This window comes from Mycoplana sp. BE70, assembly GCF_031455855.1.
In the GTDB taxonomy this organism is placed as follows: domain Bacteria; phylum Pseudomonadota; class Alphaproteobacteria; order Rhizobiales; family Rhizobiaceae; genus Mycoplana.
The window spans coordinates 14,656-30,041 of record NZ_JAVDTM010000014.1; the positions used below are offsets into that span (position 1 = coordinate 14,656).

The 15,386-nt window shown below is 63.3% G+C and carries 15 protein-coding genes; 14 read left to right on the plus strand and 1 reads right to left on the minus strand.

What is annotated here, in order from left to right:
* Positions 1-123: 123 nt before the first annotated feature.
* From J2Y48_RS21680 to J2Y48_RS21720, 9 genes are all read left to right on the plus strand, one after another.
* The gene (locus J2Y48_RS21680) at positions 124-936 is read left to right on the plus strand and encodes a DeoR/GlpR family DNA-binding transcription regulator (RefSeq protein WP_310422414.1); all 813 of its coding nucleotides are present in this window, start codon (positions 124-126) and stop codon (positions 934-936) included.
* Positions 937-980: 44 nt separating this feature from the next.
* On the plus strand, positions 981-1,970 hold the full coding sequence (gene rhaS / locus J2Y48_RS21685; RefSeq protein WP_310422417.1) for a rhamnose ABC transporter substrate-binding protein: 990 nt from the start codon (positions 981-983) through the stop codon (positions 1,968-1,970).
* A gap of 260 nt (positions 1,971-2,230) precedes the next feature.
* Entirely contained in the window at positions 2,231-3,730 is a 1,500-nt protein-coding gene (locus tag J2Y48_RS21690; RefSeq protein ID WP_310422762.1) for a sugar ABC transporter ATP-binding protein, read from the plus strand.
* A complete protein-coding gene (locus J2Y48_RS21695) occupies positions 3,727-4,704 on the plus strand; it encodes an ABC transporter permease (protein ID WP_310422421.1) in 978 nt (325 codons plus the stop codon). The genes J2Y48_RS21690 and J2Y48_RS21695 overlap by 4 nt, the downstream gene beginning before the upstream one ends.
* Positions 4,704-5,708 (plus strand): ABC transporter permease, encoded by a 1,005-nt coding sequence (locus J2Y48_RS21700; protein WP_310422424.1) that lies wholly within the window; start codon positions 4,704-4,706, stop codon positions 5,706-5,708. The genes J2Y48_RS21695 and J2Y48_RS21700 overlap by 1 nt, the downstream gene beginning before the upstream one ends.
* Positions 5,709-5,716: 8 nt before the next feature.
* Complete coding sequence (rhaM, locus tag J2Y48_RS21705; RefSeq protein ID WP_310422427.1) at positions 5,717-6,031, plus strand: L-rhamnose mutarotase; 315 nt, start codon at positions 5,717-5,719, stop codon at positions 6,029-6,031.
* 8 nt (positions 6,032-6,039) lie between these two features.
* Positions 6,040-7,401, plus strand: coding sequence for an FGGY-family carbohydrate kinase (locus J2Y48_RS21710; RefSeq protein WP_310422430.1), 1,362 nt, complete (start codon positions 6,040-6,042; stop codon positions 7,399-7,401).
* Positions 7,402-7,774: 373 nt separating this feature from the next.
* Positions 7,775-8,998 carry an FAD-dependent oxidoreductase gene (locus J2Y48_RS21715; protein WP_310422434.1) on the plus strand — a complete coding sequence of 408 codons (1,224 nt, stop codon included), beginning with the start codon at positions 7,775-7,777 and terminating at the stop codon, positions 8,996-8,998.
* A gap of 24 nt (positions 8,999-9,022) precedes the next feature.
* Positions 9,023-9,412 (plus strand): RidA family protein, encoded by a 390-nt coding sequence (locus J2Y48_RS21720; RefSeq protein WP_310422436.1) that lies wholly within the window; start codon positions 9,023-9,025, stop codon positions 9,410-9,412.
* Positions 9,413-9,459: 47 nt separating this feature from the next.
* Here J2Y48_RS21720 and J2Y48_RS21725 read toward each other — a convergent pair whose 3' ends face one another.
* The gene (locus tag J2Y48_RS21725) at positions 9,460-10,041 is read right to left on the minus strand and encodes a cupin domain-containing protein (RefSeq protein WP_310422439.1); all 582 of its coding nucleotides are present in this window, start codon (positions 10,039-10,041) and stop codon (positions 9,460-9,462) included.
* A 173-nt stretch (positions 10,042-10,214) separates the two neighbouring features.
* On the opposite strand from J2Y48_RS21725, the gene J2Y48_RS21730 reads away from it, so the two are divergent.
* The 5 genes from J2Y48_RS21730 (at position 10,215) to J2Y48_RS21750 (ending at position 15,383) form a co-directional block, all read left to right on the plus strand.
* Positions 10,215-11,036, plus strand: coding sequence for a transporter substrate-binding domain-containing protein (locus J2Y48_RS21730; protein ID WP_310422442.1), 822 nt, complete (start codon positions 10,215-10,217; stop codon positions 11,034-11,036).
* A gap of 123 nt (positions 11,037-11,159) precedes the next feature.
* Positions 11,160-11,903 carry an amino acid ABC transporter permease gene (locus J2Y48_RS21735; protein ID WP_310422445.1) on the plus strand — a complete coding sequence of 248 codons (744 nt, stop codon included), beginning with the start codon at positions 11,160-11,162 and terminating at the stop codon, positions 11,901-11,903.
* Between the two features lie 24 nt (positions 11,904-11,927).
* On the plus strand, positions 11,928-12,662 hold the full coding sequence (locus J2Y48_RS21740; RefSeq protein ID WP_310422448.1) for an amino acid ABC transporter ATP-binding protein: 735 nt from the start codon (positions 11,928-11,930) through the stop codon (positions 12,660-12,662).
* Between the two features lie 40 nt (positions 12,663-12,702).
* Entirely contained in the window at positions 12,703-14,310 is a 1,608-nt protein-coding gene (locus J2Y48_RS21745; RefSeq protein WP_310422451.1) for a 5-guanidino-2-oxopentanoate decarboxylase, read from the plus strand.
* A gap of 68 nt (positions 14,311-14,378) precedes the next feature.
* On the plus strand, positions 14,379-15,383 hold the full coding sequence (locus tag J2Y48_RS21750) for an arginase family protein (protein ID WP_310422454.1): 1,005 nt from the start codon (positions 14,379-14,381) through the stop codon (positions 15,381-15,383).
* Positions 15,384-15,386 lie beyond the last annotated feature (3 nt).

The following is a 15,386-nucleotide window of genomic DNA, read 5'->3' on the forward strand; positions in this document are numbered from 1 at the left end:
GCGACAATGTCAATCATAAACGATCAAATTCAGTCATACTGCGCTGCACAATGAAAAAATATGATTGATCCTGATTGACATTGCCCGGTCGTGATGGAAGCATGAAGGCAATCAGGAGGAGCCATGCACGAGAAGGAACGACATCGGGTCATTCTGTCGGCCGTCCAGGACAAGCCCGTTGTCACGGTGCAGGACCTGGTGGAGATGACGGACAGTTCCGAGGCAACGATCCGGCGCGATATTGCGGCCCTGCACCTGCAGAAGCGCCTTCGACGCGTGCGCGGCGGTGCGGAGGCGATCAATCCGCCGCAGTTTCCCGGGCTCGCCGGTCGCCCCTTCCACGTCAACGAGGTGCTGCATGCCAAGCAGAAGCAGGCGATCGCCAAGGAAGCGGTCGCGCTCTGCGAGGATGGCGAGCCGATCATCATCAATGGCGGCACGACGACGTTCCAAATGGTGCATTTCCTGGCGAACCGCCGCATGCAGGTGTTCACCAACTCGTTTCCGATCGCCGAACACCTTTTGAAGCATTCCAAGAACACGGTGATGCTGTCGGGTGGCACGATCTACCGCGAGCAGAACATCATCCTCAGCCCCTTCGACAACGACGTGACGCGCAACTTCTATGCGCGGCGCATGTTCATGGGGGCGCAGGGCCTTGGGCCACTTGGGCTGATGGAGGCCGATCCGCTGCTCATTCAGGCCGAGCAGAAGCTGATCGACCAGGCGGACGATCTCGTCGTGCTGGTCGACTCCTCGAAATTCCGGAAGCGCTCCAGCCTGATCCTGTGCGGGCTGAAGCGCATTGCCACGGTGATCACGGATTCGGGCATCGAGGACCGGGAAGCCTCGATGCTGGAAAATGCCGGCGTCAACCTGATCGTCGCTGACGTTCGGGCGGCGGTGCAGGTGGAGAATGCTCCCTCGCAGGCATAGGGCCGGCAGGGGAGGGGAACGAACCAGTCAGGGAGGACTTGGACATGAAGATCTGGAAAGCATTGCTGATGGCAGCAGCCGTTTCGACGGCGCTTGCCGGAACCGCCAACGCAGCCGACAAGAAGATCGCCCTCGTCGTCAAGGCACTCGGCATCGGCTTCTTCGAAGCCGCCAACAAGGGTGCGCAGGAAGCCGCCAAGGAACTCGGCGACGTCGAAGTGATCTACACCGGCCCGACGACGACCACCGCCGAGGCGCAGATCGAGGTAATCAACTCGCTGATCGCCCAGAAGGTCGACGCGATCGCTGTTTCCGCCAACGACACCGACGCGCTTGTTCCGGCGCTGAAGAAGGCGATGGATCGCGGCATCAAGGTCATCTCCTGGGATTCCGGCGTGGCCCCCGAAGGCCGCCTGATGCACCTGAACCCGTCGTCCAACGCCTTGATCGGCAACATGTGCGTCAAGATGGCCGCCGACAACCTGCCGGAGGGCAAGGGTGACGTGGCGATCCTGTCGGCTTCCGCCACCGCGACCAACCAGAACACCTGGATCGAGGAGATGAAGAAGGTCCTGCCGAACTATGCGGGCGTGAACATCGTGACGACCGTCTATGGCGATGACCTGGCCGACAAGTCCTATCGCGAGACGCAAGGCCTCATCCAGTCCTACCCGAACCTGAAGGCGATCATCGCGCCGACCTCCGTCGGTATCGTGGCCGCAGCCCAGGCCGTCGAGGACGCGGGCAAGACCGGCCAGATCAACGTCACCGGCCTCGGCCTTCCTTCCGAAATGGCAGGTCACGTGAAGGCCGGCTCGTCCAAGTCGTTCGCAATCTGGAACCCGATCGACCTCGGTTATTCGGCAACCATGATCGCCAACGACCTGATCGGTGGCGCGGAAGCCAAGCCTGGCGCCGAACTGAACATGGGCCGCATGGGCAAGGTCAAGCTCGACGACAAGAACGAAGGCGCAATGGCCGACCCGTTTGTCTACGACGCCTCGAACGTCGAGGAATTCGCCAAGATCTTCTGATCTGGCGACGGCCGCGCCGTAGCAACGCCGCCCGAAGTCGGATGCCCCTCATCCGGCCTGCCGGCCTCTTCTCCCCCGTGAACGGGGAGAAGGAGATACGCGGCGACCTGACCGTCCCCTCTCCCTGCAAGCGGGGAGAGGGCCAGGGTGAGGGGCAAATCTGCGCAGACATGAACCTGCGTTGCGACGATTGATGGCCCCGACGCACAAGAACCAACCTGGCGGATGAAGCTTTGTTGCAGGACACCACCACATCGCGGATGAAGCCGGCGATCGCGCTGGAGGGGATCTCGAAGACCTTCCCCGGCGTACGCGCGCTCTCCGAGGTTTCACTGTCGCTCTATCCTGGTTCCGTCACGGCCTTGGTCGGCGAGAACGGTGCAGGAAAATCGACGCTCGTGAAAATCCTCACCGGCATCTATCAGCCGGACGCCGGCACGATCCGCGTCGACGGCACGGAGAGCCATTTCCCGACCGCAAGCGCCGCCGCGAAGGCCGGTGTCACCGCGATCCACCAGGAAACCGTCCTGTTCGACGAACTCTCCGTCGCCGAAAACATCTTCCTCGGTCATGCGCCGCGCACGCGGCTTGGCCTCATCGACTGGGCGAGGCTGAACGCCGATGCCCGCAAGCTGCTTCAGCGCGTCGGCGCAGATCTCGATCCGACGATCCGCCTGCGCGACCTCGGCATCGCCAGCAAGCATCTGGTGGCGATCGCCCGCGCGCTTTCGATCGATGCACGCGTCGTAATCATGGATGAGCCGACCGCTGCTCTTTCCTACAAGGAGATCCATGAGCTTTACGAACTGATCGACCGCCTGAAGGCAGACGGCAAGGCGATCCTCTTCATCAGCCACAAGTTCGACGAGATCTTTCGCATTGCCGACCGCTACACCGTCTTCCGCGATGGCCGCATGGTCGGCGAGGGGCTGATCGCCGGCACGCGCCAGGATGATCTCGTGCGCATGATGGTCGGCCGCGACGTCGGCCAGGTCTTCCCCAAGCAGGAGGTTCAGATCGGCGAGCCGGTGCTGACCGTCTCCGGCTACCGCCATCCGACCGAATTCGAGGATATCAGTTTCGAACTGCGCCGCGGCGAGATCCTCGGCTTCTACGGCCTCGTCGGGGCCGGGCGCTCCGAGTTCATGCAGTCGCTCATCGGCATCACCCGGCCGTCCGCGGGCGCGGTGCGTCTGGACGGGCAGGTGCTGGTCATCCGCTCGCCGGCCGAAGCGATCGAAGCCGGCATCGTGTATGTGCCGGAGGAGCGCGGCCGGCAGGGCGCCATCATCGGCCTGCCGATCTTCCAGAACGTCACGCTGCCGTCGCTCACCCGCACGTCGCGTTCCGGCTTCCTGCGCATGGCCGAGGAATTCAGGCTGGCGCGCGAATACACCTCCCGGCTCGATCTGCGTGCCGCCGCGCTCGACCAGGATGTCGGCACGCTTTCCGGCGGCAACCAGCAGAAGGTGGTGATTGCCAAGTGGCTGGCGACGAAGCCCAAGGTCATCATTCTCGACGAACCGACCAAAGGGATCGACATCGGCTCCAAGGCCGCCGTGCACGCCTTCATGAGCGAGCTTGCGGCCCAGGGGCTCAGCGTCATCATGGTGTCATCGGAAATCCCCGAGATCATGGGCATGTCCGACCGCGTCATCGTCATGCGCGAGGGGCGGATGGCAGGTGAGTTCAACCGTGCCGAACTCACCGCGGAAAAACTGGTGCGCGCCGCCGCAGGCATTTCGGAGACCGCGCAATGAGCATGCTTCTCAAGAACCGCGAAGCCCTCCTGGTCGTGGCGATCCTGGCGCTGGTCGCGCTGATCGCACTGCGCTTCCCGGGCTTCGTCCAGCCGGGCAATCTCGGCCGCGTCTACAATGACACCTCGATCCTGATCATCCTCGCGCTCGGCCAGATGGCGGTGATCCTCACGCGCTGCATCGACCTGTCGATGGCGGCGAATCTCGCGCTGTGCGGCATGGTCGCCGGCCTGATCAACCTGGCGCATCCCGGCCTGCCGATTCCGCTGATCATTCTCGCGGCCATGGCGCTCGGCGCGCTCCTCGGTTCGATCAACGGCCTCCTGGTCTGGAAGCTCGACATTCCGCCGATCGTCGTGACGCTCGGCACACTGACGATCTATCGCGGCACCATCTTCCTCCTGACCAGCGGCCAGTGGATCAACGCCCACCAGATGAGTGCGGCCTTCAAAGGGCTGCCACGGGCCGACCTCCTCGGCATCCCGACGCTCTCGTGGTTCTCCATCGTCATCATCGCCATCATGCTCGTCGTCATGACCCGGACAGCGCTCGGCCGCGCCTTCTATGCGGTTGGCGGCAATCCGCATGCGGCGATCTATACCGGCATCGATGTCGGCCGCACCCGCTTTCTTGCCTATTGCCTGTCCGGTACGCTGGCGGGACTTGCCGGCTATCTCTGGGTGTCGCGCTATGCGGTCGCCTATGTGGACATCGCACTCGGCTTCGAACTCGACATCATCGCCGCCTGCGTGATTGGCGGCATTTCGATCGCCGGCGGCATCGGTTCGGTACCCGGCGCCGTCCTCGGAGCCCTGTTTCTCGGCGTCATCAAGAATGCGCTTCCGGTCATCAACATCTCGCCCTTCGCCCAGATGGCGATTTCCGGCACGGTCATCATCATCGCGGTTGCCGTCAACGCCCGCGCCGAGCGCCGCAAGGGCAGGGTCATTCTGAAGAAGGCGGAGGCGCACTGATGTCCGAGGCGAATATCCAGACGCGCCACATTCCCGACCGACTGCAGGGCCGCGGCGCCCGCTTCCTGAAGAGCTGGGAAAGCCTGCTCGTGGTCGTGGCGATCCTGATCTTCATCGCCAATTCGCTGGCGTCCCCCTACTTCCTCGATCCGTGGAACCTGTCCGACGCGACATTCAACTTCACCGAAAAGGCGATGATCGCCTTTGCCATGGCGCTGGTCATCATTGCCGGCGAGATCGACCTGTCGGTCGCGGCGGTGGTCGCACTGACCTCAACGGCCATGGGCTACGCGGCGACACAGGGCTTCGATACGCCGGCGCTTGTCGTGGTCGGACTTGCAGTCGGGCTTGCCTGCGGCGCGATCAATGGTCTTCTCGTCACCCGCCTCGGCCTGCCCTCGATCGTCGTCACCATCGGCACGATGAGCCTCTTTCGCGGCACCGCCTTCATCATTCTCGGCGACAAGGCGTTTACCGAGTATCCGGCGAGCTTCTCCTTCTTCGGGCAAGGCTATGTCTGGTGGGTGTTCTCCTTCGAGTTCTGCCTGTTCCTGGGTTTTGCGGTCTTGTACGCGGTGCTGTTGCACATGACGAACCTCGGCCGTGCCGTGTATGCGATCGGCAACAACCAGACGGCGGCGCTCTTCTCCGGTGTCCGGGTGGCGCGGGTCAAGTTCGCACTCTTCCTGCTGACCGGTCTGATGTCGGCCATCGCCTCGATCTGCCTGACCTCGCGCCTGGGTTCGACTCGGCCCTCCATCGCGCTCGGCTGGGAGCTCGAGATCGTGACGATGGTGGTTCTCGGTGGCGTCAGCATTCTCGGCGGATCGGGCACGATCGGCGGCGTGGTGCTGGCGGCGCTGATCATGGGCATGGTCACCTTCGGCTTCGGCCTGCTGAACGTGCCGGGCATCGTCATGTCAATCTTCATCGGCCTGCTTCTGATCTCTGTCATCGCGCTGCCCATCCTGTACGGCCGCTTCAAGCGTCGCTTCAGCCACTGAGGACCGGTATGGAAAAATATGCCTTCCGCATGCGTCTGAACCCTGGCATGGCCGAGGAATACAAGGCGCGCCACGACGCGATCTGGCCGGAGCTATCCGAATTGCTGAAAGAGGCCGGCGTCTCAGACTACTCGATCCACCTCGACGAGGAGACGAACCTTCTGTTCGGCGTCCTGTGGCGGCGCGACGACCACGCCATGGACCGGCTGCCGCAACATCCGGTGATGAAACGCTGGTGGGCTCACATGGCCGACATCATGGAAACGAAACCGGACAACGAACCGGTCGCCGTTCCGCTCCGCACCGTCTTCCAGATGGAATGAGCCGGAGAATGGCAAGGACGATCGCTGTCATCGATATCGGCAAGACGAATGCCAAGGTGGTGCTCGTCGACGGGGAGACTCTTGGCGAGGTCGCCGTGCGCACGACGCCTAACGGCGTCGTCGATGCGCTGCCCTATCCGCATTTCGACACGGAACGGCTCTGGACCTTCATTCTGGAGAGCCTGAAGGAACTCAATGCCGAACGGCGGATCGACCGCATCTCGGTCACGACACACGGGGCGACCGCCGTGCTGGTCGATGCGGACGGCGATTTGTCCCTGCCGGTGCTCGATTACGAATATGCCGGGCCGCAGGATCTGCGCGACGAATATGAGGCGGTTCGGCCTGCTTTTTCCGAAACCGGCACACCAAAGCTTCCGGTCGGGCTCAATGCCGGGATGCAGCTCTACTGGCAGCAGCGCCGCTTTTCCGAGGCATTCGCAAACGCTGCTGCCATTCTCATGTATGCCCAGTATTGGTCCCTGCGGCTGACGGGCGTTGCAAGCAGCGAAGTGACGTCGCTAGGTTGCCATGCCGATCTGTGGGAACCCGAGAACCGCCGCTTTTCGACACTGGTCGAAAGGCAAGGTTGGACCCGCCTCATGCCGCCGCTGCACAAGGCGTCCGACATACTCGGCCCCATCAAGCGGGAGGTCGCGGCGGCGACCGGCCTTGCCGCCGACACGCCCGTCCATTGCGGCATTCACGATTCCAATGCCTCGCTGCTTCCCTACGTCCTGACGATGCCCTCGCCCTATGCGGTCGTCTCGACCGGTACCTGGGTCGTGTCGATGGCGATGGGAGCAAAGCCGAAAGCGCTCAACGAGCAGCGCGACACGCTGGTCAACGTCAATGCGCTCGGTGATCCGGTGCCTTCGGCCCGCTTCATGGGGGGCCGGGCGTTCTCACTGCTCGGCGGGACGAACGCTCCGGTCGGCGCGGCAGCGATTGCATCGGTTCTCGCGCGCCGGGCAATGTTGCTCCCATCCATCCCCGGCGATTCCGGCCCCTATCCCGGGCGCGAGGCAAGATGGACCGTCGATCGCGGCGCATTGAGCGACGACGAGCTCCAGGTCGTGATCGCCTTCCATCTGGCCCTGATGACTGCCACGTGCCTGTCGCTGATTGGCGCGGACGGACCCGTCATCGTCGAAGGACCCTTCGCGGCGAATGGTCCTTACCTTGCGATGCTGAAGACGGCAACCGGCCGCGATGTGCTGGTCGGCGAAAGCGCGACCGGCACCAGCGTCGGTGCGGCGTGCCTCGCAGTTGAAAGGGTCATGAAGCCGCGGTTGCGACGGGTCGTGACGTCGCTCCCGAAGGCAGCGGCGGTCTATGTCGCAGAATGGCGCAGCCTCGCAGGCGATTGAAGCCGGCAACGAAGGACTTCAATCGTTGGCTGACGAATGCTCGATCAAAAAATGGCAAGAGCCTGTCGCAAGCTTTTCAGGGCGCGCGACAACCCTATAAAGGCGGCTGCATGTTCTCGGAATGAGGGGAACTCTCCGCGCCGTAAGCCGCGAAAATCGTGGTTGTGAGCTAGCTTTTCTCACCGCTGGTCTGCAGTTCGATTCCGTTCAAGGCGAGCGGATCGACGAACCCTTGCCCATTTCAAAAAGTTCGCTATAAACGAATAAAGTTCATTTATAGGCGAGGGCGACCCTTTTGCAAACTGCACGGTTCCAAGACATAATAAGCGATCCGTATTGGTGGCAGGTCCGCGAGTCCAGCCCTCCAACCGATATGGAACCCGTCCCAGGCGCCTGTGACGTTGCCATCATAGGATCCGGCTACACAGGGCTTTCTGCTGCCCATCGACTGGCGTCGGGTGGCCTCTCCGTTGTTGTCATCGACGCGGACGACCTCGGCTTCGGCGCCAGCACCCGCAATGGCGGCATGGTGTCCGGCACGCTGAAGTTGTCGCACAAGGAGCTTTGCGCTGCTTATGACCGCGACACGGCCAACGCGCTGTTTCAGGAGGCGCAGGATTCCGTCCTGTTCCTCGAGCAGTCGATCGCAGAAAAGGGCATCGCCTGCGACTACGAGCGCATGGGGATGTATTTTGCCGCCTATGCGCCCAAGCACTACGACGGATTGGCGCGCGAGGCCGAGGAATTGGCGGCCCTGGGTGTAGAGACGAAGATGGTGCCGGCGACCGAGCAACACAGAGAACTTGCCTCCGGCATCTATTATGGCGGACGCACGACGACGATGGCGGGCGGGCTGCATCCCGCCAAGTATCACGCAGGGCTCGTGGCTGCGTGCCGCGCTGCGGGCGTTTCTTTCCGCAGCCGCTGCCGTGTGCGGCGGACATATCGGCAAGGTGCCGGCTACACGGTCGATACCGATCGCGGCAGTGTGCAGGCCGGGCAGGTGGTGGTGGCGACGAACGCTTATACCGATCCGGGCATGCCTTGGTTCCGGCGCCGGGTGATCCCGATCGGCAGCTACATCATCGCCACCGAACAGATGGATCCGGCCGAACTGCGCGCCCTGATCCCGGCCGCGCGGATGATCCAGGATACCAAGCGCAACCTGTTCTATTACCGCCTGTCGCCGGACGGCACGCGCATGATCTTCGGCGGACGCACCAGCTTCCGTCCGATCAGCACGAACGAAAGCGCGGCACGCCTGCATGCGGCGATGTCCACGGTGTTCCCCTCGCTGGCCAAGGCGCGGGTGGCGCACAGCTGGACCGGAAGCGTGGCCTTCACCTTCCAGAAGGTGCCGCATGTCGGCCAGCATGAAGGCATTCATTTCGCGCTCGGTTGCTGCGGCCAGGGCGTCGCGCTGATGAGCTATTTCGGCGACCGTATCGGCCGGCGCATCCTCGGGCAGGGCGGCGATACCGCCTTTGCCCGCACCCGCTTCACCACCATACCCGGATACCAGGGCCATCCCTGGTTCCTGCCGGTCGTCGGCGAGTTCTATCGCCTGCTGGACTGGCTGGAGCGACCCAAATCCTGAACCGCACGAAAGGAAAATGAACCTATGGCAGATTTTCGCAATCCCGCTGGCGTGCCCGTGCCGCCGAGCCGCTATTCGCAGTCGGTGCGCGTCGAGCGCAATGCCGAGTACCTCTTCCTGTCCGGTCAGGTGGGTCTCGAGGCCGACGGCAGCATTCCCGCCGATTTTGACCGCCAGGCCGAACTGACCTGGGACTACATCGAGCGGCTGCTCGCCGACCACGGCATGACGATGGCCAATCTTGTTAAGGTGCAAGGCTTCCTCACGAGCGCCGAACATGTCGGCGGCTACAAGAAATGGCGTGATCTGCGCATGCCGGAACCGCCGCCTGCCTCGACCGTCGTCATTGTCTCGGGGTTTGTCGCTCCCGGCCTGCTGATCGAGATCGATGCGGTCGCCGCCCGCGAACCCTGATGCCGTCGGCTTGGGGTCGCCACAGGCGGCCCCAAGCCCCAGTGCCTTTACCGGGGTCTTGGCGTCATGACAAAGATCGCGGCGGTCGGCTCGGTCTCGGAAGGGTTGTAGAAGGTATGCGGGCGTCGAGGGTCGAAGGTCATGGCGTCGCCTTCGCGCAGGATGAACGTCTCGTCTTCCAGCTTCAGGGCCAGCTCTCCTGACAGGACGATGATGAACTCCTCTTCCGCCCGCAGCGCATAGAGCTGCTCGCCGCCGGTGCCTTTCGGTTCGATCTCACTCCAGATCGCCTGCAGCCGCATGCTCCCGCTGGGGGTCAGCAGATGGTCGGAGACGCCAGTCCCGCCAAACTTGATGGGTGTTCGTTCTTCGGCCTTCACGACAGCCGACTCGGGGGAATTGAACAGATCGCCGACCGGCAGGCCCAGCACTTCGCAAAGCTTCACCAGCGATGCGACCGACGGCGATGTCTTGTCGCGCTCGATGTCGCTCAGAAAGCCCTTTGTCAGGGATGTGGCTTCGGCCACGGCCTCGAGCGTCATGTCCAACTGGCGCCGTCTTTCGCGCAAGACATGACCGATGCGCGGCGGCGGCTTTGCGCCGGCTTTGGAGGTTGGGGTGTCTGCCATGGAACTACCTTAAATGAGTCTCTTCCGACTGCGAAGATACCAGCGAACCCCAAGCCAGCGCAATAGAAGTTCGCCAATAAAGAACTTAGTTGACATATAGCGTACTTTATGAGAGCCCTATATCCAACCCGAACAGGTCGGGCTTTACGACTTTGCCAAAGGGGAGGAAACCAGTGGCTCACGCAACCAAAATTTCGTGCATCGCGCTTGCGGCATTGGCCGCGTCGGCGGCCGTATCGTTGGCAGCCGAAGAAATCCGTCCGAGCTTCATCGACAAGGGTGAATTTGTCGTCTGCACGGATGCGACTTTCCCGCCGATGGAATTCTTCGAGGCGGCCGGCGATCAGAAGCCGGTCGGTTACGACATTGATGTGGCGGAGGCGCTGGCTGCGCACTGGGGCGTCGAGCCGCGGATCGTCGTGTCGGAGTTCACCGGCCTTCTTCCAGGCCTCGAGGCGCAGCGCTGCAACGCCGTCATCAGCGGCATCCTCGTCACCGAGGAGCGCACCAAGACCTACGACGCTGCGTCCTACCTCGGAACCGCCCTCGTCGCCTTCACGTCTGCCAAGAGCGATCTGGCCATCGCCGATCCGGCTGACCTTGCCGGCAAGGTCGTCGCCGTGCAGTCGGGAACGCACTATGTCGAGGAGCTTGAGAAGGTCAGCGCCAAGCTGAAGGCCGACGGCAAGGCGGAAATCAGCATCCAGACCTATCCGAAGCAGACGGACGTCATCCAGCAGGTTCTGGTGGGCCGTGCCGCCGCCGCCGTTTCGCAGGACACCGAGCTTGCCTATCGCGAGCTGCAGCAACCCGGGCAGCTGAAGATTGTCTATACGTTCCCGGGTCAGGACCGGTTCGGCGTCTACCTGCGTCGCAACGGCGACGACAAGCAGGCCGTCGAGGCAGCGCTCGCCGCTCTTGCGGAGAACGGGACGCTGAAGACGATCACCGAGAAATGGCAGCTGTCGCCGGAGGCGATCGCCGTCGCCAAGTAGATTTCGGCGTAGTTGCGCGCGGGATGGCTCCAGCCGTCTTCGCGCCTTTCATGGCCGGCCCGCGCAGTGCGCGGGCCGTGTCCTGGTTCCGCATCGGTCCCGAGAAAACCAAGGCCAGTTCACATGACTTTCGATTTTTCAGCCTTTTGGGGTGCGCTCACGTCGGAGGCGTTCTTCCGCGGCGCTTGCATCACCGTCATCCTGTCGGTCCTGTCGCATGGCGTCGGCATCCTGATCTCGATTCCTGTGGCGGTGACCATCAACCGCGGGGGCGGCTTTCTGCCGAAAACGTTGAAGGGACTGGTGGGCGTTCTGCGCGGTGCGCCGACGCTGCTGCAACTGCTGTTCGTCTGGAACGCGCTGCCGCAGTTCTTCCCTATTTTCCGCGAGCCGTGGTTCACGCCGTTTCTCGCGGCCTGGATCGCACTGAGCCTGAACGAGGCGGCCTATCAGGTCGAGATCAACCGGGCGGCGCTGAAGGCGGTCGATCCGGGTCAGGAAGATGCCGGCAAGGCGCTGGGCCTCAGCCGCTTCCAGATATTCCGTTATGTGACGCTGCCCCAGGCCATGCGGGTGGCGATCCCGCCGACCGCCAACGAGTTCATCACATTGCTGAAGATCACATCGCTCGCCTCGGTGATCTCGCTGCAGGAACTGATGAGCGCCGCTTCGCGCGCGGTTTCCACCACGTTCCAGTTTTCTGAGTATTACGCTGCAGCGCTCGTCTACTACCTGATCATGGTCTACACGCTGGTCTTCCTGCAGGGCAAGCTCGAGCGCAAATACAGCTGGGATCGCTCCCGAGTCGAGGCCGCCGGCGACGCCGGCGCCGTTCAGAAAGCCATGGCGCTGATGCGCCGCGCCTGAGGCCATAGGAACAAGGAGACATTCATGAGCGAGATCATTCGGCTGACCAATGTCGGCAAGAACTACGGTGCTTTCCAGGTCCTCCAGGGGATCAACCTGTCGGTGAGCAAGGGCGAGAAAATTGTCATATGCGGGCCGTCCGGTTCCGGCAAATCCACCCTTATCCGTTGCATCAACCATCTGTCGCCGCATGATGTCGGCACGATCCACGTCAACAATGTCGAACTCGACGGCAACACCAAGAATGTCGGCACGATCCGTTGCGAGGTCGGCATGGTGTTTCAGGGCTTCAATCTTTTCCCGCATCTATCGGTGCTGGAGAATTGCGTTCTCGCGCCAATGAAAGTGCGCGGCAAGTCGCGCGCCGAAGCCGAGGAGACCGCGATCCGGTTGCTGGGGCGGGTCCATATCGCCAACCAGGCCCACAAGATGCCGAGCCAGCTTTCCGGCGGCCAACAGCAGCGCGTGGCGATCGCCCGCGCTCTCTGCATGGAGCCGGAAGTCATGTTGTTCGACGAGCCGACCTCGGCGCTCGATCCGGAGATGGTGGGGGAAGTGCTGGACGTGATGGTCGAGCTGGCAGGCGGCGGCATGACGATGCTGTGCGTCACCCACGAGATGGGATTTGCTCGCAAGGTGGCAGATCGGATCATCTTCATGGACGCCGGGCAGGTGGTCGAGGTGGCGCCGCCTGACGAGTTCTTCGACGCCCCGAAGTCGGATCGGGCACGCAATTTCCTCTCGCAGCTGCTGCACTGACAGCAATCACTGCATCCCCGAAAAATTGAAGGACGAGGCCATGCCGACTTGTGCAGGGATGACCATCCGTTTGCTGGAGGCCTATGGGGTCGAGGTGATCTTCGGCATTCCCGGGGTTCACAATGTGGAGCTCTATCGCGGCCTGGCGGGCTCGACGATCCGCCATATTACGCCCCGCCATGAACAAGGGGCAGGGTTCATGGCGGACGGATATGCACGCGCCACCGGCAAGGTCGGCGCCTGCTTCACTGTGAGCGGGCCGGGCTTGACGAACATCCTCACGGCCATGGGGCAGGCCTACGCGGATTCGGTGCCGATGCTGGTCATATCGACGGTCTGTCCGCGCGACCAGCTCGGATCGCCGGTCGGCGCGTTGCACGAGCTGCGGGCGCAACGCAACCTCGCAGCCGAGGTTTCCGCCTTCAGCCAGACCATCCTCACCCCGGCACAGCTTCCCGAGGCAATGGCGCGGGCCATGGCAGTGTTTTCCGGCAGTCGTCCCCGGCCGGTCTACCTGGAAATCCCGGTCGACGTGCTGGCGGCATCGATCGACGACGGCCCGCTTGCCGTTTCGCCGTTGCCGGCCCGACCAGCGCCGGCACCGGCTGCGCTCGATGCGGCGGCCGAGATGTTGCGACGGGCGCGCACGCCGCTGGTCGTCCTCGGGGGTGGCGCAGTGGCGGCAGCGGCCGAGGCGCGCCGGCTGGTCGAGGTTCTCGACGCGCCGACAATCCTGACGGTCAACGGTCGCGGCATCCTGCCGCCGGGCCATCCGCTGCTGGCGGGGGAAAATCTGGGGGCATCGCCGATGCTCGAGGCCCTGCGGTGCGCGGACGTCGTACTTGCCGTCGGCACGGAACTCGGCGAGACCGAGATGTATCCGCTTCCGGTCGAGCCGGTTGTTTCCGGCCAGCTGATCCGGATCGACATCGATTCCGAGCAATTGACGCGCCGGCCCTTTGCTGACCTGCCTCTCCTCGGAGACGCGGCTGCCGCACTCCAAGGCCTGGCGGATCGTGCAACGCCACGTGAACAGGGCGAGGGTGTGCGGCGCGCCTCCGCGCTCCGCGCCGCGGGCGCCGAAGCGCTTCCTCCGGGCATCGAGCCCCATCGCCGCCTGATGGAGGCCGTCGACGCAGCGCTGCCCGATGCCGTTTACGCCGGTGACTCCACCCAGACCGTCTATGCCGCAAACCAGTTCTTCCGCCCAGGCCGGCCAAGGTCGTTCTTCAACGCGAGCACCGGTTACGGGACGCTCGGATATGGTCTTCCGGCCGCCATCGGCGCTTCGATTGGCGTCGGCGGCAGCCGTCCCGTCATTGCGCTGGTGGGCGACGGCGGCGTGCTCTTTTCGATCGGTGAACTCGCGGCCGCAGTCGAGGCGCAGCAGCCCGTCATCGTGCTGCTATGGAACAACGACGGCTACGGCGAAATTCGTAACTGCATGGCCGCCGATGGAATAGCGCCACTGGGAGTAGACCTTGTCGTTCCCGACTTTGTGACGATCGCACGCGGTTTCGGATGCCACGGCGCGCACATCGAGAGTTTCGATCAGTTGCGGGCAGAGCTGGCCGCAGCCGCAACCCGTATCGTGCCGAGCGTGCTGGAGATCCGGGAAGGTGCCGCCTTCCTGACCGGAAAGCCCTAGTCAAACGCGAAGCGCAATCAATTTCACACCGGCGGAACCGGCGGGAAAAACAGGAGAAGGAGTAGACGATGTCCGAGTACGATGTTGAAACGGCGAAGAAGGAGATGGAGCGCTGGTATTGGTGGGGCATCCCGACCTTCTACCGCTGCCCATGGCAGGAAGATCCGGCAGAGAGCGATATCGCGCTGATCGGTGTGCCGCACAGTTCCGGCAACGGCTCGACCGAACGCGACCAGCACCTCGGACCCCGCGCGGTCCGGAACGTGTCGGCGCTGTATCGTCGCGGCCATGGCCGTTTCAACTTCATTCCGTGGGATGTCTGCCGCATCAACGATGCCGGCGACGTGCCGTTGCCGGAGGCGATGGTCAACGACATCTGCGTCGAACACATCGAGGCCTTTGCCAAGCGCTTCGACAAGGTGGGCACCCGTCTGGTGTCGATGGGCGGTGACCATGCGATCACCGGGCCGCTGGTCAAGGCGGTTGCGGGCAAGCATTCCCGGCTGACCAAGGGCGAAAAGGTGGCGCTCGTCCACTTCGATTCGCACACCGACAGCTACAACCACCTGCCGCACTGGCTTGGCAACCGTCGCTCCGCCGCACACTGGGCGAGCTATCTCGTCGAGGAGGGCCACGTCGACGCCCATCGCTCGACCCAGGTCGGCATCCGCCCCAATGTCGGCACGCCCGGCTCGCGCAACACCAGCGAGGAACTCGGCTACCGGATCGTCGGCATGGACGAATTCGAGGAGATCGGCCCCCGCGGCGTGATCGATATCCTGCGCGAGCGCATCGGCGACGCGCCGGTCTACGTCACCTTCGATCTCGATTCCCTTGACCCTGCCGACGCCCCCGGCGTGTCGAACATCGAGCCGGGCTATCCCGGCATCCGCATCGGCGAGGCCGTGCGCATGCTGCAGGGCTTGCGCGGTCTCAACATCGTGGGCGCCGACGTCGTCTGCCTGATGCCGACCAAGGACAGCCCGAACCAGATCACGGCCATGAATGCGATGGTGGTGATGTTCGAATTGATGTCGCTGATGGCGGACTATATCGCCACCAATGGCAAATAGGCA